Raw genomic sequence first — 17,113 nt, 5'->3', positions numbered from 1 at the left:
TTGGCAACGCCTTCGCTGGCAAGCCAGCTCCTACGAAAAAGGGCTGGGTTTGAGGAGGCTTGAGCAAGTTCTGCGCCAGGGCCTTTTCAGTGTGCTGAAAATCCGTTGCAGGCCTTGTGCGACAAGGCTGGCGGGCGGGTGCGCAATGGGTGCTAAAACGCCTGCTGCTGCTCCAGCAGCAATGCTCGTCGGCCCGTTGCTCCGACAGCAGCAGTCGCCGCGCAATGCTGCTGGTCGGGCAGCAGTCGGCGAGGTGCCGGTTTCGCGGGCAGCGGCCCCGGCCCCGTAATCCGGGGCCTTGCCCGGTTGGCACAGGCGCTGCAATAGCCCTGGCAACAGCCATTGCACAGGAACTCGTTCATGACGCTTGCCGCCACATTGCCCACGTCCGCTGCCCAGCCTGAACTGGAGCAGATCTGGTTCACCCGCTGCCCGGTGCCCACGGCTTCCGGGATCGCCTACAAGCTGGGCTGGCTCAGCGAGGAGTTTGCCGCCGACGGCCTGCCGGTCGCGACCCTGCAGGAAGCTCGGCAACTGGGCCATCACCATTACGATCACCAATTGCCCGGGCTGTTTCGCGAGGGCGGCAACGTGCCGGCCCTGGCTGCCCGCGCCGCCGCTTCCCCCAGCCGGCTGATCGGCCTGACCTGGATCGAGGAATGGCAAACCTTGCTGGTGCGCCCGGATTCCGGCATCAGCCGCCCCGAGCACCTCAAGGGCAAGCGCCTGGCGCTGCCGGCCTGGGGCGAAAACCGCCCGGGCAGCATCGCCCGGGCCATGAGCCTGCACGGCTACAAGGGCGCCCTGAGCCTGGCGGGCCTGGGTTTCGACGATGTCGAGCTGGTGGAAGTGGCGCTGCAGGACCAGGAGCGTGCGGCGACGCCCCAGGAAGGTTTGCAGCGCCTGTGGTCCGGCCTGGACTACCTAGTGCGCGGCGAGGTGGACGCGGTCTACGTCAAGGGGGCTGCCGCCGCCGATGCCGCGCGGCGCCTGGGGCTGGTGGTGGGCATCGACCTGGACCTGATCGCCGAGCCGCGCTACCGCATCAACAACGGCACGCCGCGACCGATCACCGTGCACCAGAGCCTCTTGGACAATCACTTCGACCTGGTGGTGCGCTTTCTCGCCCAGACCCTGCGCGCCGCCGATTGGGCGGCCCACAACCGGCCGGCCCTGAACGCCATCCTGGAAGAGGAAACCCGGGCCGGCAGTGCCGGGGTGAATGAGGCCTACCGCGGCGATTTCCACACCACCCTGGCGCCGGACCTGTCGCCCCAGCGCCTGGAGTTCCTCGATATCCAGAAAAACTTCCTCTATCGCCATGGCTTCCTGGAACGGGATTTCGCCATCGCCGATTGGGTCGACCCACGTCCCTTGCACGCCGCCCATGAACTGCTGGCCCAGCGCCGCGCCTGAACCCGGAGAATCGCCATGACCGTATTGATCAACGAACAACCCATTACCCAGGAACTGCAGGCCTTCATCGATCAGGTGCTGCTGGAGGCCGAACAGGCATTCACCGTGTTCCGCGAAACCCAGACCATCACCGCCAACGGCACCGTGGGCTTCATCGAGCGGGTACCGGGCCAGGAACTGCTGGTCTCGGTGAACTACGGCGGCCCGTGGAACTACCGCAAACCGTTGCAGGCCACGGTCACCGACTTTGCCGGCAAGGTGATCCTGGGCCAGGGCAAGGGCGGCCTGGGACGCTATACCAAGCTGTTCCAGCAGCATGCCGACATCACCACCGTGTCCCACGTGCACTCGCCGTACCTGGGCGCCTGGGCCCAGACCCACCGCACGCTGCCGTTCCACTATGTGCCGGTGCAGCGCTACCAGCTGGCCCGGGAGCTGCCGGTGTACATCGACCGGCGCCAGCCCGAGGTGGACTTCATCCTCGACAGCATTGACCAGAACCCCTTCAACCTGGCGATTCTCGAAGCCAACGGCGGCTCCACGGTATGGGGCAAGCAGGGCCTGCGGGCCACGGCGGAATTCATCCTGTTGCTGGAAGAAGGCGCGCAACTGCAACTGCTGGCCGACGCCCTGGGTGGCTCCCGCCCTTATGGCCCAGGCGTACTGACCCAGCAATGGAAGATGAGCGGCCTGTACGAGCGCGCCACGGAACTGGGCCTGGTGCCCGCCATCGACCGCCGCAGCTGACCTGCCGCCCCCCGGGCAGCGGCTATCGGAGCTGTTGTAGGAGCTGGCTTGCCAGCGAAAGCGCCCGCAAGGGCGATACAAGGCTTGAGGGCCTCTTCGCCGGCAAGCCGGCTCCTACGCGGTGGGGGTGGTCGGTGGGCGGGGCAGCGATGGCTGTACAGGCTTCAATCATTCAAGGAACAGCTACATGGCAGTCAAGATTCTCTGGTACCTCACCACCCCCGACGGCCCCTATCCCTGGGAGCCGGAAGGGCGCTGGAACACCGATTTCCAGCACCTCAAGCAACTGGCGGTGGCCAGCGATCGCCTGGGCTACTACGGTTCGCTGCTGGGCTCTAGCCCCAATGAAAGCCTGGCGGTCTCGGCGGCGCTGATCGATGCCACCCAGCGCTTGCGCTTTTTGGTGGCACAGCACCCGGGGGAGTTGTCGCCGGCGGTGCTGGCCAAATGGGCGCTGACCTTCGATCAGTTCTCCAACGGCCGCCTGCTGTTCAACGTGGTCAACGGCAGTGACGCCGGGCTGGCCACCCTGGGGGTGCACTATCCCCACGATGAGCGCTATGACTTCAGCCTGGAGTACTGGCGGGCGTTCCAGGGCTTCTATGCCGGGGACACCGACGGCTACGACGGCCGCTACGTCAAGCTGGCGCCGCGCTCGCCGGCCGCGGCCGGCCATCCCCTGGGCGGCTGGCACGCGCCGAGGCAACGCCCCGGCATCCCGCTGTGGGGCGCCGGCACCTCCGGCCCGGGAGTGGCCCATTCGGTGCAGTTGCTGGATGTGTACCTGAGCTTTGCCGACACGCCGCCGAAACTCGGCGAGAAATTCCGCAAGGTGGCCGCCGAGGCGGCGAAGATCGGCCGTGAGCTGAGCTTCGGTACGCGCCTGCAGATCATCGTCCGGGAAACCGAGGAGGAGGCCTGGGCCCACGCCGAGAAACTGCTGCAGCGCACCTCGCTGCAGACCGCCCGGGCTTCCATCGAACGCCAGTTGCCGCCGGGGGAAACCCTGGGCAGCTTCCACAGCGACGACCCGCAGATCCAGCGCAATGTCGAGGCGATCCGCGCCGGCCGCCTGCCCAAGGCCCGGGACCTGGAGATCTACCCTAATGTCTGGCTCGGCCCGAGCCTGTTCGGTTTCAACATTCTCGGGCCCGCCGCCGGCACCTACCTGGTGGGCAGCGCGCGGCAAGTGGCCGAGCGCATTCGTGAATACGAAGAGCAGGGCACCTCGGCCTTCATCCTTTCGGGCTTTCCGCTGATCGACGAAGCCCACCGGGTGGCCGACCTGCTGTTCCCGCTGCTGGACCTGGACCACGGTTTCGAGGTGCCGCGCCTGGGCGCCACGCTGGCGGCCAGGCAACCGGCCAAGGCCACCGAGCAGGCCTGAGGAGCGAGCCATGAGCGAGGCATTTTCCCGCCGGGTATTCCTCGGCCATTCCCTGGCCGCCGGTGGCGGCCTGTTGCTGGGCAGCAGCCTGCTCAGCGGCTGTGACAACGGTGCGGCGCCCGGTGCCGCGCCGCTGCTGCCCGGCACCCCGGTGCGCGGCGGGCGCCTGCGGGTGGGGATCATCGATGGCGACCAGTCCGGCAATCTCGACGCCCACAAACCGGTGGGCGGCGGGATCATTCGCGGCTGGGCGCTGTACAGCAAGTTCTGGGAATGGAACCCGGACGTCAGTACCCGGCTGGCCCTGGCGGAGTTCGCCGAGCCCAATGCCGACGCCAGCGTCTGGACCATCCGCATCAAGCCGGGGCTGGAGTTCCACCACGGCAAGAGCATCGGCGCCGACGACATGCTGTTTTCCATCCTGCGCCTGACCGACCCGCAACTGGCTTCGCCCTTTGCCGGGCTGGTGGGGGCCATCGATCGCCAGGCCCTGCGCAAGCTCGATCAGCGCACCATCGAAATCCGCTTCAAACAGGGCCAGAGCTTCTTTCCCCTGGACGAAACCCTGATCAGCTTCGGTGCCATAGTGCCCACCGATTACCACCCGCAGACCAACCCGGTGGGCGCTGGCCCCTACCGGCTCAAGCGCTTCATTCCCGGCCAGCGTTCGCTGTACAGCCGTTTCGAGAACTACTACAAGCCCGGCCAGCCCTACGCCGACGAACTGGAGATCATCGAGTTCAAGGACCAGGTGTCGCGGGCGGCGGCGCTGCGGGCCGGGCAGATCGACGTGGCCAGCGGCGTACAGGCCGAGCACAGCGCGCTGCTCAAGGCCGATCCGCGGCTGCGCTTCTACGCCTCGCCGAGTACTTCTTTCACCGGCTTCAACCTCAATCTGGCCAAGGCGCCGTTCCAGGATGTGCGGGTGCGCCAGGCATTCCGCCTGCTGGCCGACCGCCAGGAGCTGGTGGACCGTGGGCTCAATGGTTTCGGCCGAGTCGCCAATGACCTGTATTCGCCCCACGACCCCACCTACAACCACGGCATTGCCCAGCGGCCCCATGACCTGGAACAGGCCCGTGCGCTGTTGCGTCAGGCCGGGCACAGCGACCTGCGGGTGGAGCTGACCACCACCCCGGGCCCGGGGGTGAACGCGGCGCTGGTGTTCGCCCAGCAGGCGAAGAGGGCCGGGGTCGAGGTCAAGGTGACCCAGGTTGACGCTTCGGTGTTCAACGGCCCCCAGCGCGAACAGTGGCTGCTGTCGCCCGGGGCCACGCCGGCCCGGGGCTTTCTTGCCTCGGCGCTGCACAACGACGCCCCCCAGGCCATCTACAACCGCAGCAACTTTCACGACCCGCGATTCACCCAGCTGTACCAGCAGGCCCTGGCCCAGCCCGATCTGCAACTGCGCCGGCAATGGGTGCACGAAGCCCAGGCCATCCAGCACCAGCGCGGCGGGCTGCTGATCTGGGGCTTCAACGATGTGCTGGACGCGGCCTCGGTGCGGGTTGGCGGGCTGGTGCCGGAACAGACGACCTTCGCCTCCTGGCGCTTTGACGAAATGTGGTTGAACAATGCCTGACACCTGCCGCAACACGCCCCGTACCCCGGCCTGGCTGTCCTGGTTCGTCGGCCGCCTGGGCTACGGCCTGCTCACGGCCTGGGTCATCAGCCTGGTGGTGTTCATCGCCACCCAGGCGCTGCCCTCGGACCCGGCGCGGGTGATCCTTGGCCCCGATGCGCCCCTGGAAAGCATCCTCACCCTGCAACGGCAACTGGGGCTGGACCGGCCCCTGCTGGAGCAGTACCTGCACTGGCTGAGCCAGACCCTGGAAGGCGATCTGGGGCAGTCCCTGGATTCCAGCGCGCCTGTGGCCGACGTCCTCTTCGCGCGCCTGGGCTACACCCTGGCGTTGCTGGCCGGGGTCATCGCGCTGGTGGTGCCCGCGGCGCTGCTGCTGGGGGTGACCCTGGCCCTGCGTCGTGATAGCCGCCTGGACCGCTTGAGCCTGTCGTTGCTGATCTTCCTCAAGGCTACCCCGGGTTTTCTTCTGGCCATTGGCCTGGTGCTGCTGTTTTCCATGCCCCACATGGACCTGCTGCCGGCGGTGTCGATCCTCGACCCCCAGCTGGCACTGTGGCGCCAGCTGCAATTCCTGGTACTGCCGGTGCTGGCCTTGAGCCTGTCGGCCTTGCCCTACCTGACGCGCATGGTACGCGCGGCAATGATCGAGGCCCTGGAATCGGACTACGTGATCGCCGCGAGGCTGCGGGGCATCCCTGAGTGGCGCATCGTCTGGCGCCACACCCTGGCCAATGCTCTGGTGCCGGCGGTGCAGGGGCTGGCCCTGACCCTGCGCACCCTGATCGGCGGGGCCCTGCTGGCGGAAGTGGTGTTCAGCTATCCGGGGATCGGCACCGCCCTCAACTCGGCGATCCAGATGCGCGATCTGCCGATGATCCAGGCCATCGTGCTGGTGATCACCCTGGGGGTGGTGCTGATCAACCTGTTGGCAGACCTGGCCACGGTGCTGCTGACCCCCAAGTTGCGTACGGCGCGGCGGGCCGGCCTGATCCGCCGCAACCGACGAGGCCTCCAGCCCTGGTGGCGCCGCTCGGCGCCCAAGGCTCCCTGAACCTGCGGCATGAGAACCTATCCATGAACGACTTACGCATTTCCCGCTGGCGCCTGTGGCTGGGCGAACCGCAAACCCGCAAGGGCGCATTCATCACCTTGCTGGTGGTCCTGCTGGCGCTGTTCGGGCCCTGGCTGGCGCCCCATGGCAGCACCGACATGCTGGGCCCGGTATACGGCGCGCCCGCTGCCGGCGCCTGGCTCGGCCATGACTTTCTTGGCCACGACGTGCTTTCGCGGTTGCTCAGCGGGGGCCTGTCGGTGTTGTGGATGTCCCTGGCGGCGGCCTCCATCGCCCTGCTGGTGGGCAGCGCCCTGGGGTTGCTGGCCGGCCTTTCGCGGCGCCGGCTGGACACGTTGATCAGTTGGCTGGCGGATGTGTCCCTGGCCTTTCCCGACCTGATCCTGGTGCTGCTGATCGTTTCGATGCTGGGGCGCGCGCCCTGGTTGATCGTGCTCACCGTGGCCATCGCCTTCACCCCCGGGGTGGTGCGCCTGGCCCGGGGCAGCGCGGTGGCGGTGGCGGGGCAGGAGTTCGTCGAGGCGGCGCAGATGATGGGCTATTCGCGCTGGCGGATCCTCTCTGGGGAAATCCTGCCGAACATCCTCACGCCGCTGCTGGTGCACTTCGGCAACATGCTGACCTGGGGCGTGGGCATGCTGTCGGGGCTGAGCTTCCTCGGCTATGGGGTGGCGCCGCCGGCCGCCGACTGGGGGCTGATGATCAACGAGAACCAGGCCGGGCTGCTGGTCCAGCCCTGGGCGGTGCTGGCCCCGGCGCTGCTGATCGGGGTGTTCGCCTACGGCACCAACATCCTCGCCGAGGGCATCGGCCGCAGTCAGGCGCGGATCGGGGAGAAAGGCCCATGAACGCCGTGGTGGAAGTGACCCGAGAGGCCCGGGTGCTGCAGGTTGAGGGATTGCGGGTGGAGCTGGCGGGTGGCGTGGAGGTGTTGTCCGGAGTCGGCTTCAGCCTGGCCGCGGGGGAAATTCTTGGCCTGGTGGGGGAGTCGGGCTCGGGCAAGACCACCCTGGCCACGGCCCTGCTGGCCCATGCCCGGCGGGGCGCGCGGATTGTCGAAGGGCGGGTCGAGGTGGCCGGGCAGTCGTTGCTGGACCTCTCGGCGCAGGACCTGCGCCGGGCCCGGGGCGGCCTGATCGGCTATGTGGCCCAGGACCCGGCCACCGCCCTGAACCCGGCGCTGCGCATTGCCGACCTGCTGGAGGAAACCCTGGCGGTGCATCCATCGCACCTGGGCCGCCACGGGCGGCAGCAGCGGATCCGCGACACCCTCAAGGATGTGGGCTTGCCGGCGGATCGCGAGTTCCTGCGGCGCTTTCCCCATCAGCTGTCCGGCGGCCAGCAGCAGCGGGTGATGCTGGCCCTGGCCTTTGTCCTGCGGCCCCGGCTGATCGTGCTCGATGAGCCCACCACGGCCCTGGATGTGACCACCCAGGCGCACATCCTCGGCACCTTGCGCCACCTGTGCAAAAGCCTGGGTGTGGCGGCGATCTATGTGTCCCACGACCTGGCCGTGATCAAGGACCTGGTGGACCGGGTGCTGGTGATGTACGCCGGGCGGATCGTCGAAAGCGCCTCCCGCGAGGCGCTGTTTCGCCAGCCGGCCCACCCCTATACCCGGGGCCTGCTGGCGGCGATTCCCGATGTCGGCCAGCGCCGGCCCCTGCTGGCGATACCTGGGCAGGCCCCGGCGCCGGGGCAGCGGCCGGCGGGGTGTGCCTTCGCGCCCCGGTGCCCGCGCCAGCGTGCCCAATGCACAGCGGGCGAGCCGTTGCTGCAAGGGCTTGCAGCTGATGTCCAGGTGGCCTGTATCGACCCTTATCGGCAGGCGTTGCCCATGCCGGCGCCCGTGGTGGCGGTGCAAGCGGCTGTGTCCGGCAGCGAACGACGGCCGCTGCTGGAGGTGCAGGGCCTGAACCTGGCCTATGACCGCCAGGTGCTGTTCGACGTCAGCCTGCAAGTGGTGGCGGGGGAGTGCCTGGCGCTGGTGGGCGAGTCCGGCTCCGGCAAGACCAGCCTGGCCCGGGCCCTGGCCGGGCTTGGCGAGCACGCCGAAGGCCGGGTGCGGTATGCCGGCCAGCCTCTGAGCCTGTCGGCCCGGCAGCGGAGCAAAGGGCTGCGGCACCAGATCCAGTACATTTTCCAGAACCCCTATCGGGCGCTGAACCCGCGGCACACCCTGTACCAGACCCTGAGCGCACCCCTGGAGCACTTTTTCGGCATCCAGGGGGCCGAGGCCAGGGCGCGGGTCCATGCGGTGCTGCAACGGGTGTCGCTGTCGCCGGCCCTGGCGGACCACTATCCCCACAGCCTGTCCGGGGGCGAACGACAGCGGGTGGCGATTGCCCGGGCCCTGGTGTGCGAACCCAAACTGCTGATCTGCGATGAAGTCACCTCGGCCCTGGACGTCTCGGTACAGGCCTCGATCCTCGCGCTCCTGCGCCAGTTGCAAGACGAAGGCCTGACCCTGCTGTTCGTCACCCATGACCTGGGCGTGGTACGGGCCATTGCCGACCGGGTGCTGGTGCTCAAGCAGGGACGGGTGGTGGAGCAGGGCGCAGTGGACGCCGTGCTGGACCGACCCGAGCACATCTACACCCGGACCCTGCTGGAGAATTCGCCACGGCTTGGGTGACATCTTCAGAAACTCTTGCACCGCCTTCGCTGGCAAGCCAGCTCCTGCAGGCCAGCTCTCAACCGTAGGAGCCGGCTTGCCGGCGAAGAGACCCTCCCAGAAATACCCGGATCCACAATGCCCCGGCGCACCCGTACCCACGGGTTAGCCTTGACTTGTGTATCCGTCACACGGAGGGCATCGCAATGCCCCAGCGCTTCCACGGCAACCGGCTGCGTACCGGGCGCTACTCTCAAACCGGCCAGCTCTACCTGCTCACTGCTGTGACCCACCACCGCGAACCATTCTTTGGTGATTGGCGTATCGGCCGCCTGTTGGTGCGACAACTGCACCAGGCCCAACTTGAAGGTCGTGCCAGTTCCCTGGCCTGGGTGGTGATGCCTGATCATTTCCACTGGCTGCTGGCGCTGGGGACGGGCTCGCTATCGGCCCTGATGCGCGGCATCAAATCCCGCAGCGCACGGGACATCAATGCTTGCCTGCAGCGAACCGGTCGCGTCTGGCAAAAGGGTTACCACGACCGCGCACTGCGCCGGGAAGAGAACCTGCTGGGGGTCTCCCGTTACATCGTCGCCAACCCGATTCGCGCCGGCCTGGTCACCCGCGTGCACGATTACCCCCTCTGGGACGCCATCTGGCTGTAGGAGCCGGCTTGCCGGCGAAAGGGCCCGAAAGGCATGTGGCGAATCTGCCGACGCCTTCGCTGGCAAGCCAGCTCCTGCAGGGGCTTGGGTTGTGGGGCATTTGCCGGTGGACTGTGCTGCGCCGGCCCTGGCGTGCGTCTAGCTGCCATAGCCCCGCAGTCGTATCGGTAATGAGCCAGAACATGCAAGACCTGTTGAACCAGATTCTCGATGAAGTCCGCCCCCTGATCGGCCAAGGCCAGGTGGCCAATTACATTCCGGCCCTGGCGGATGTGCCGGCCAATCAGTTGGGCATTGCCGTGTATGGCAACGACGGCCAGGTGTTCAGCGCCGGTGACGCCGATACGCCGTTCTCGGTGCAGAGCATTTCCAAGGTCTTCAGCCTGGTGCAGGCCATCGGTCATTCCGGCGAGGCGATCTGGGAGCGCCTGGGCCACGAGCCCTCGGGGCAGCCGTTCAATTCCCTGGTGCAACTGGAATTCGAGCGTGGCCGGCCGCGCAACCCCTTCATCAATGCCGGGGCCCTGGTGATCTGCGACATCAACCAGTCGCGCTTTGCCGCGCCGGCCTTGTCCATGCGCGACTTTGTCCGGCGCCTGTCGGGCAACCTGCAGGTGATGGTGGACGGTCGGGTGGCCGAGTCGGAGTACCAGCACCGCGCCCGCAACGCGGCCATGGCCTACCTGATGCAGTCCTTCGGCAACTTTCACAATGATGTGGAGGCGGTGCTGCGCAGTTACTTCAGCCACTGCGCCTTGCGCATGAGCTGCGTGGATCTGGCCCGGGCCTTCTGCTTCCTGGCCAACGACGGCTTCTGCAAGCACAGCGGGGAGCAGATTCTCACCCGGCGCCAGACCCAGCAGGTCAACTCGATCATGGCCACCAGCGGCCTGTACGACGAGGCCGGCAACTTCGCCTATCGGGTCGGCCTGCCGGGCAAGAGCGGGGTGGGCGGGGGAATTGTGGCGGTGGTGCCGGGGCAGTTCACGGTCTGCGTCTGGTCGCCGGAGCTCAACAGCGCCGGCAACTCGCTGGTGGGCATGGCGGCCCTGGAACTGCTCAGCCAGCGTATCGGCTGGTCGGTGTTCTAGTTACCAGGCGCCGGGGTTGCTCAGGCTGAGCTGCCCGCGATCGATGAAGCGCTGGGTGCCGAACAGCCCGCCGGCAAGCTTGCCGCGCAGCACGTAGGGCAGGTTGTCCAGGCTTTGGGTCTGGCTCAGGCCCAGGGTCTGGCGCAGCACCGAGAAGGCCGAGACGCTGACCGGGATCACCAGGATGTCTTCCGAGTAGCGGCCGATATGCCCCTGCTGGTCGCTGACCCCGGAGGCCAGGGGGCGGCCGTTGACTTCCAGGTCCAGGGCCACGCCGTTGTAGTCGATGGGGCTTTCGTTGGGGTTCTGCAGACGCAGTTTCACCGCGAAACGCATTTCCAGATCCTGGCTCGGCAGTGGCTCGATGCCCACCACATTGATCGCCAGTGGATCGCGATTGGGCAACAGCGCACAAGCGCTCAGGCTGAGCAGTACCAGGGTCAAGGCGATCAATCTACGCATGGAATACCTGTCGGCAATGGAAATGAATGGCTGGCCGGCACCTTGTAGCCGCTGCCGACCCGCGAGGCTGCGACAAGGCCAGCAGGGCCTTGCCTGGCAAACCCCCGGCCAGCCTTCCACGGCCGAGGGCCCATCACCAGCGCTCGCAGCATAGACGCCTGCGAGCCTCAGGAGTTCGCTTTGCCGCTCATGTCCGGGTCTTGCATGACCTTGAGGGTCGCCGCTTCCGGATCGAACTCGTCTTCTTCCAGCTCAAGGAATTCCTCCGGCAGGAAGATGTTCAGGAAGATCGCGCAGAAGGCGCCCACGGTAATCGGCGACTCGAAGATGTTGTGCAGCGCCTTGGGCAGCTCGCGCAGCACTTCTGGCACCGCCGCCACGCCCAGGCCCATGCCCAGGGAGATGGCCACGATCAGCACGTTGCGCCGGTGCAGCCCGGCCTCGGCGAGGATCTTGATCCCGGCCACGGCCACGGTACCGAACATGATCAGGGTGGCGCCGCCCAGCACCGGCTTGGGCATCAGTTGCAGCACCGCGCCGATCACCGGGAACAGGCCCAGCAGCACCAGCAGCCCGGCAATGAAGTAGGCCACGTAGCGGCTGGCGACGCCGGTCAGTTGGATGACCCCGTTGTTCTGGGCAAAGGTGACCATCGGCAGGCTGTTGAACACCGCTGCCACCGCCGAGTTGAAACCGTCCGCCAGCAGCCCGGACTTGATGCGCTTGATGTACAGCGGGCCTTTCACCGGCTGCTGGGAAATCATCGAATTGGCGGTCAGGTCGCCGGCTGCTTCCAGGGGGGAAATCAGGAAGATCACCGCCAGGGGAATGAAGGCGATCAGGTCGAAGGAGAAACCGTACTTGAACGGCACCGGCACGCTCACCAGGGGCACCTCGGGCATGGCCGCCATGTCCACCCGGCCGAGCATCCAGGCCACCACGAAACCCAGGGTCAGGCCGATGACGATGGAGCCCAGGCGCAGCATCGGGTGGTTGAAGCGGTTGAGTACCACGATGGTCAGCAGCACCAGCGCCGCCAGCCCCAGGTTGCTCGCCGCGCCCAGGTCACTGGCACCGTAGCCGCCGGCCATGTCGGTGACCGCCACCTTGATCAGCGACAGGCCCATCAGGGTGATGATGGTGCCGGTCACCACCGGGGTGATCAGCTTGCGCAACTTGCCGATGAACTGGCTGAGGAACATCTCGATAAAGGCTGCGACAAAGCAGATGCCGAAGATGGTGGAGAGGATTTCGTTGGTGTCGCCACCCCGGCCCTTGACCATGAAGCCGGCACTGAGCAGCACGCTGATAAAGGAAAAGCTGGTGCCTTGCACGCACAGCAGGCCGGAACCGATGGGCCCCAGGCGCCGGGCCTGGACGAAGGTGCCCAGGCCGGAGACGAACAGCGCCATGCTGATCAGGTACGGCAGCTCGCTTTCCAGCCCCAGGACCCCGCCGAAGATCAGGGTCGGGCTGATGATGCCGACGAAACTGGCCAGCACATGCTGCAGGGCGGCGAAGATCGCCGCGCTGAAATGCGGACGGTCGTTGAGGCCATAGATCAGGTCTGACTTGTAGCGGGGAGGGGAGCGGTCGGGTGCGGTCATGGGAAAAGGCCTGCCAGTGACGTGTGAAAACTACGGGGGCACACGTCGGAAAGTGGACGGGACTTGGGCCGCAACGCCATGTCATGGACAAGACGTGCGCACCCGGTCAGAAAAAAGGAGGCGCAGGATGCCAGAAAGGCGCCGCAGCCAGAAGGGCAAACAGGCGGAAAAAGCCAAGTTGGAAAGGATACGAAAGATACTGTTTCTCATTTGCCTTTATGGAATAATCCGCCTCCCCGATCTGCGGACCGCCCCCCGATGCTGCCGACCCCCAGCCTGCTGCGCAGCTTTCAAGAGCATTACGACGACCTGCTGAAGTTTCTCACCCGGCGCATGAGCGATCGCCAACGGGCGGCGGACGTGGCCCAGGAGACCTACCTCAAGTTGCTCAAGGTCGATCCGCAGACGGTAGAGGTGCACAACGACCGCGGTTTCATTTTCCGTGTGGCCGGCAACCTGGCCATCGACACCCTGCGCCGCGAGCAGCGCCTGGCGGCCAACCTCAGCGACGGCCAGGAGCACACCGAAGCGGTGGACCCGGCCCCGGCACCGGAAGCCGTGCTGCTGGCCAAGGAGCGCCTGGCGGTGCTCGACGAGGCCCTGGCGCAACTCTCGGACAACGCCCGCCAGGCCTTGCTGCTCAATCGCCTGGAAGGCCTGACCCAGGCACAGATCGCATTGCGCCTGGGCGTTTCCGAAAGCATGGTGGCAAAATACATCGGCCAGGCCCTGCGCCATTGCCGCGACTGGCTGAAAGTCCACCATGAATGATTCCTTCTTGCCTGCCGCCGATGCCATGACCGACCACCCCGAAAGCCTCGAAGACGCCGCCATCGACTGGCTGGTGCTGCTGCACTCCGGCAACGCCACGCCGGCCCAGCGCATGGCCTTCCAGCAATGGCGCCAGCGCAGCCCGGCCCATGCCGCAGCGGCCGCCGAGGCCCAGCAACTGTGGGGGGACCTGGGGCAGACCGAGACCGCGCGGCAACACCAGGCGCCGCCCGTCATGGTGCGCCGGCCACGGCGCTTCTGGCCGGCGCTGGCCGCTTCGCTGCTGCTGGCGCTGGGGGCTGGCCTGGGCTGGCAGCAGTGGCCGGCCTTGACCTCGGACTACCACACCGGGGTCGGCCAGCAACAGAGCATCACCCTGGCGGACGGCTCGCGGGTCACCCTCAACAGCGCCAGTGCGCTGTCGGTGGCCTACTCGGCGGATGAGCGCCGGGTGATCCTGCGCAGCGGCGAAGCACTGTTCGAACCGCTGGCCGACCCGCAGCGGCCTTTCGTGGTCCAGGCCCAGGCCCAGCAACTGCAAAGCGCTGCCAGTGCCTTCAGCGTGCGCCGCGACGGCCACCAACTGACGGTGGTGGTGCGCGAAGGGCAGGTGCAGTTCAGCGGTGACCACGCACCAGTGCTGCTCCAGGCCGACCAGCGCCTGCAATACCAGCCCGGCCAGCCGCTGCTGGCCCAGCAGACCGTGGACGCCGCCAGCCTGACCGCCTGGCAGCGCGGCAAGCTGATCTTCAACGGCCGCCCGCTGGGGGAGGTGATAGGTGAACTGGAGCGCTACCAGCACGGGCGCATCCTGATTTCCGACGGTCAGTTGGCGGCCCTGGCCATCAGCGGCGTGTTCGACCTGCATGATCCGCAAGGCTCGCTCAAGGCCCTGCAGCAGCGCTACCCGCTGCACGTCACCTATCTGCCATGGCTGGCGGTCCTGCACTGAGTCGAATTTTTTTTGCCTGGGCACTGCAAGTTCCCCTGGGGGAAATCGTCGTAGTGAGACTGAGAAGACAATCATTCTCATTGACGTCATTTCAACCGGCTGGGAAGGAACACGTGAAAGCAATGTTCAAGCTGTCGACACTGGGGCGCGGTCACCACATCATGCGCCGCACATTACTGGCCCAGGCCCTGTTCGCCGGGGCCTTGAGCCCGGTCCTGGCCCAGGCCCAGGAGGCCGCCACGGTCAGCCAGGCCGGCAGCGCCCAGGAGCGCCGGGTCTCGTTGAACCTGCCGGCCCAGCCCCTGGACCAGGCGCTGACCCGCTTCGCCGATCAGGCCGACCTGCGCCTGCTGTATACCACCAGCGATGTCGAGGGCCTGCAATCCACCGCCCTCAACGGCGAGGTCACGGTGGCCCAGGCCCTGCAAAGCCTGCTGGCCGGCAGTGGCATGAGCTGGTCGTTCAGCGACGGGCACACGGTGATCCTGCGTCGGGCTGGCGTGCCGGCCGCCAGCCTCAACCTCAAGCCGACCCAGGTCACCGTGGCGTCACGCACCAGCGCCGCCATCAGCGAGATTCCCGGCACCGTGTGGGTGGTGGAGCAGAGCCAGCTGCGCGAGCAGTTGAGCACCGGGGTCAGCCTAAAGGAAGCCATCGGCAAGCTGGTACCGGGCCTCGACCTGGCCCCGGAAGGGCGCACCAACTACGGCCAGAACATGCGCGGGCGCAACGTGCTGGTGATGATCGACGGGGTCAGCCAGAACAGCTCCCGGGGCCTGTCCCGGCAGTTCGACAGCATCTCGCCGTTCAACGTCGAGCGGGTCGAAGTGCTGTCCGGGGCCAGCGCCATCTACGGCGGCGGCGCCACCGGCGGCATCATCAATATCGTCACCAAGAAAGGCGAACCGGGCCCGGCGCGCTTCGAGACCCAGCTGGGGGCCAGCAGCGGCTTCAACAACAGTGACGACCTGACGACCCGCATCGCCCAGTCGGTGAGTGGCGGCAACGAAGCCATCAGCGGCCGGCTGGCGGTGGCGGGGGAGCAGAACCAGGCGTTCTATGACGGTGCCGGCAAGCAGATCTTCATCGACAACACCCAGACCGACCTGCAGTACAACCGTACCCTGGACCTGATGGGCAGCCTGGCCCTGCAGTTCAACGAAGAGCAGAGCCTGGACCTGCTGGCCCAGTACTACGACTCCGGCAACCATGGCAGCACCGGGATCTACTTCCCCAACCTCAAGTACAAGGCGCCGTCCAACCTGGAAGACGCCGAGCTGCGCGGCGGCTACTCCACCGACCTGGAACCGCGTACCAAGCGCCTGCTGCTCAACGCCAACTACCACCACAGCGACGTGCTGGGCCAGGATTTCTACCTGCAGGCCTCGTACCGCAAGGAAGACGACAACTTCTTCCCGTTCCCCTACTACAACAGCGGCAGCCCCGCAGGCTCCAAGGGTGTGTACTTCGCCGCGTCCCAGCAGAATTTCGAAGTCACCAGCCTCAAGGCGCTGTTCGCCAAGGAGTTCGAGGCGTTCAAGCTGACCTACGGCGTGGACCTGGACCGCGAGCGTTTCAATGCCCAGCAGAGCACCTTCGACCAGAGCATCTCCTCGGGCAGCGGCGGCCTCGACCTGGTGACCCAGAGCAAGGCGCCGCGCTATCCCAGCTACCGGGTCGACGGCCTGTCCGGCTATGCCCAGCTGGACTGGCACGCCACCGACAACCTGACGGTATCCGGCGGCTACCGGCGCCAGCAGATGGACGTGGACGTGGGCCAGTTCAAGAACGTACCCGGCGGCAGCAACGACTATGCGGTCAACCTCTACAACCTGGGCACCATCTACGACTTCAAGAACGGCCACCAGCTGTGGGTCAACTACGGCGAGGGCTTCGATCTGCCGGACCCGGCCAAGTTCTACGGCAAGCCGGGCCTGAGCGTGGACGACAACCCGCTGGCCGGGATCAAGAGCCGCCAGGTGGAGACCGGCTGGCGCTTCTCCGATAGCGACTGGGATGCCCAGGCGGCGCTGTACTACATCTGGTCCGACAAGGTGATCACCACCGACCAGGCCACCCTGACCATCGACGTCAAGGACCAGAAAAGCCGCGACTACGGTTTTGAGAGCGCCCTGACCCGGCACTTCCAGAACGGCTGGGAGCTGGGCGGCACCCTGCACGCGGTGCGTTCCGAGGAGGAGGGCAAGAACGGCGGCTGGCAAAAGCGTGATGCGCGGTATGCCTCGCTGTCGAAACTCACCGCCTTCGTCGGCTGGAAGGACGACAGCAGCAGCGTGCGCCTGCAGGGCAACCATGCCTTCACCCTCAAGGACGACGCGGTCAAGCAGATCGACGCCACCCACAGCGTGGATGCGCCCAACACCATCGACGGCTACACCACCTTCGACCTGCTGGGCAGCCACGACACCGAGTTCGGCACCTTCAGCGGCGGCATCCAGAACCTGCTGGACAAGCAGTACAGCACCGTCTGGGGCCAGCGCGCCAAGCTGTTCTACTCGCCGACCTACGGCCCGGACTACCTTTACGACTACCAGGGCCGTGGCCGCACCTACACCCTGACCTGGACCATGGCCTACTGATGCCCCGGGGGCTCTTGCGGCCCCTGTAGCCGCTGCCGAGCCCCAGCGAGGCTGCACAAAGGCCCGCAGGGCCTTGCCTGGCAACTCCCAGCCGAACCCTGGGCGCATCAGCAGCCTTGCGACCCTGCGACGCAGTGCCTTCAC

The 17,113-nt window shown here is 66.7% G+C and carries 13 protein-coding genes and 1 pseudogene; 12 read left to right on the top strand and 2 right to left on the bottom strand.

The window, feature by feature from the left end; genetic code table 11:
• The first annotated feature begins 360 nt into the window (after positions 1–360).
• The 9 genes from AC1RMG_RS06060 (at position 361) to glsB (ending at position 10,577) form a co-directional block, all read left to right on the top strand.
• Positions 361–1,416, top strand: a complete 1,056-nt coding sequence (locus tag AC1RMG_RS06060) for an ABC transporter substrate-binding protein (RefSeq protein ID WP_493168689.1) — start codon at positions 361–363, stop codon at positions 1,414–1,416.
• Positions 1,417–1,431: 15 nt separating this feature from the next.
• The gene (locus AC1RMG_RS06055) at positions 1,432–2,163 is read left to right on the top strand and encodes a class II aldolase/adducin family protein (RefSeq protein WP_493168687.1); all 732 of its coding nucleotides are present in this window, start codon (positions 1,432–1,434) and stop codon (positions 2,161–2,163) included.
• 187 nt (positions 2,164–2,350) lie between these two features.
• Positions 2,351–3,550 carry an LLM class flavin-dependent oxidoreductase gene (locus AC1RMG_RS06050; protein WP_493168683.1) on the top strand — a complete coding sequence of 400 codons (1,200 nt, stop codon included), beginning with the start codon at positions 2,351–2,353 and terminating at the stop codon, positions 3,548–3,550.
• 10 nt (positions 3,551–3,560) lie between these two features.
• Positions 3,561–5,132, top strand: coding sequence for an ABC transporter substrate-binding protein (locus AC1RMG_RS06045; RefSeq protein WP_493168679.1), 1,572 nt, complete (start codon positions 3,561–3,563; stop codon positions 5,130–5,132).
• Positions 5,125–6,186, top strand: a complete 1,062-nt coding sequence (locus AC1RMG_RS06040; protein WP_493168675.1) for an ABC transporter permease — start codon at positions 5,125–5,127, stop codon at positions 6,184–6,186. Before AC1RMG_RS06045 ends, AC1RMG_RS06040 begins: the two co-directional genes overlap by 8 nt.
• A 23-nt stretch (positions 6,187–6,209) precedes the next feature.
• Positions 6,210–7,055: an ABC transporter permease gene (locus AC1RMG_RS06035; protein WP_052470412.1), complete on the top strand. Its 846-nt coding sequence runs from the start codon at positions 6,210–6,212 to the stop codon at positions 7,053–7,055.
• Positions 7,052–8,842: a dipeptide ABC transporter ATP-binding protein gene (locus AC1RMG_RS06030; protein ID WP_493168671.1), complete on the top strand. Its 1,791-nt coding sequence runs from the start codon at positions 7,052–7,054 to the stop codon at positions 8,840–8,842. The genes AC1RMG_RS06035 and AC1RMG_RS06030 overlap by 4 nt, the downstream gene beginning before the upstream one ends.
• A gap of 185 nt (positions 8,843–9,027) precedes the next feature.
• Positions 9,028–9,486: an REP-associated tyrosine transposase gene (locus tag AC1RMG_RS06025; protein WP_125063969.1), complete on the top strand. Its 459-nt coding sequence runs from the start codon at positions 9,028–9,030 to the stop codon at positions 9,484–9,486.
• 182 nt (positions 9,487–9,668) lie between these two features.
• On the top strand, positions 9,669–10,577 hold the full coding sequence (gene glsB, locus AC1RMG_RS06020) for a glutaminase B (RefSeq protein WP_011061446.1): 909 nt from the start codon (positions 9,669–9,671) through the stop codon (positions 10,575–10,577).
• On the opposite strand, the gene AC1RMG_RS06015 is transcribed toward glsB, so the two are convergent.
• Together AC1RMG_RS06015 and AC1RMG_RS06010 are read right to left on the bottom strand one after the other, a co-directional pair.
• The gene (locus AC1RMG_RS06015; RefSeq protein WP_011061445.1) at positions 10,578–11,039 is read right to left on the bottom strand and encodes an LEA/WHy family protein; all 462 of its coding nucleotides are present in this window, start codon (positions 11,037–11,039) and stop codon (positions 10,578–10,580) included. It lies immediately after the preceding gene.
• Between the two features lie 167 nt (positions 11,040–11,206).
• Positions 11,207–12,646 carry a nucleobase:cation symporter-2 family protein gene (locus AC1RMG_RS06010; RefSeq protein WP_011061444.1) on the bottom strand — a complete coding sequence of 480 codons (1,440 nt, stop codon included), beginning with the start codon at positions 12,644–12,646 and terminating at the stop codon, positions 11,207–11,209.
• Positions 12,647–12,904: 258 nt separating this feature from the next.
• Between AC1RMG_RS06010 and AC1RMG_RS06005 the strand changes: the two are divergent.
• The 3 genes and pseudogenes from AC1RMG_RS06005 to AC1RMG_RS05995 form a co-directional block, all read left to right on the top strand.
• Positions 12,905–13,402: pseudogene (locus tag AC1RMG_RS06005) on the top strand (RNA polymerase sigma factor); the annotation flags it as partial.
• 7 nt (positions 13,403–13,409) lie between these two features.
• Positions 13,410–14,369 (top strand): FecR family protein, encoded by a 960-nt coding sequence (locus AC1RMG_RS06000; protein WP_041118335.1) that lies wholly within the window; start codon positions 13,410–13,412, stop codon positions 14,367–14,369.
• Between the two features lie 122 nt (positions 14,370–14,491).
• Complete coding sequence (locus AC1RMG_RS05995; protein ID WP_210484056.1) at positions 14,492–16,969, top strand: TonB-dependent receptor; 2,478 nt, start codon at positions 14,492–14,494, stop codon at positions 16,967–16,969.
• Positions 16,970–17,113 lie beyond the last annotated feature (144 nt).

Source organism: Pseudomonas sp. GW822-FHT04H02, assembly GCF_058800645.1.
The sequence above is the reverse complement of the archived record's forward strand: the minus strand, read 5'-3'. Positions and strand labels throughout refer to the sequence as shown.

Coding starts and splice junctions, on each gene's coding strand:
- AC1RMG_RS06040 (WP_493168675.1), top strand. CDS start 5,125: ATGCCTGACACCTGCCGCAACACGCCCCGTACCCCGGCCTGGCTGTCC.
- AC1RMG_RS05995 (WP_210484056.1), top strand. CDS start 14,492: ATGTTCAAGCTGTCGACACTGGGGCGCGGTCACCACATCATGCGCCGC.
- AC1RMG_RS06010 (WP_011061444.1), bottom strand. CDS start 12,646: ATGACCGCACCCGACCGCTCCCCTCCCCGCTACAAGTCAGACCTGATC.
- AC1RMG_RS06015 (WP_011061445.1), bottom strand. CDS start 11,039: ATGCGTAGATTGATCGCCTTGACCCTGGTACTGCTCAGCCTGAGCGCT.
- AC1RMG_RS06055 (WP_493168687.1), top strand. CDS start 1,432: ATGACCGTATTGATCAACGAACAACCCATTACCCAGGAACTGCAGGCC.
- AC1RMG_RS06060 (WP_493168689.1), top strand. CDS start 361: ATGACGCTTGCCGCCACATTGCCCACGTCCGCTGCCCAGCCTGAACTG.
- AC1RMG_RS06030 (WP_493168671.1), top strand. CDS start 7,052: ATGAACGCCGTGGTGGAAGTGACCCGAGAGGCCCGGGTGCTGCAGGTT.
- AC1RMG_RS06045 (WP_493168679.1), top strand. CDS start 3,561: ATGAGCGAGGCATTTTCCCGCCGGGTATTCCTCGGCCATTCCCTGGCC.
- AC1RMG_RS06050 (WP_493168683.1), top strand. CDS start 2,351: ATGGCAGTCAAGATTCTCTGGTACCTCACCACCCCCGACGGCCCCTAT.
- AC1RMG_RS06035 (WP_052470412.1), top strand. CDS start 6,210: ATGAACGACTTACGCATTTCCCGCTGGCGCCTGTGGCTGGGCGAACCG.
- glsB (WP_011061446.1), top strand. CDS start 9,669: ATGCAAGACCTGTTGAACCAGATTCTCGATGAAGTCCGCCCCCTGATC.
- AC1RMG_RS06025 (WP_125063969.1), top strand. CDS start 9,028: ATGCCCCAGCGCTTCCACGGCAACCGGCTGCGTACCGGGCGCTACTCT.
- AC1RMG_RS06000 (WP_041118335.1), top strand. CDS start 13,410: ATGAATGATTCCTTCTTGCCTGCCGCCGATGCCATGACCGACCACCCC.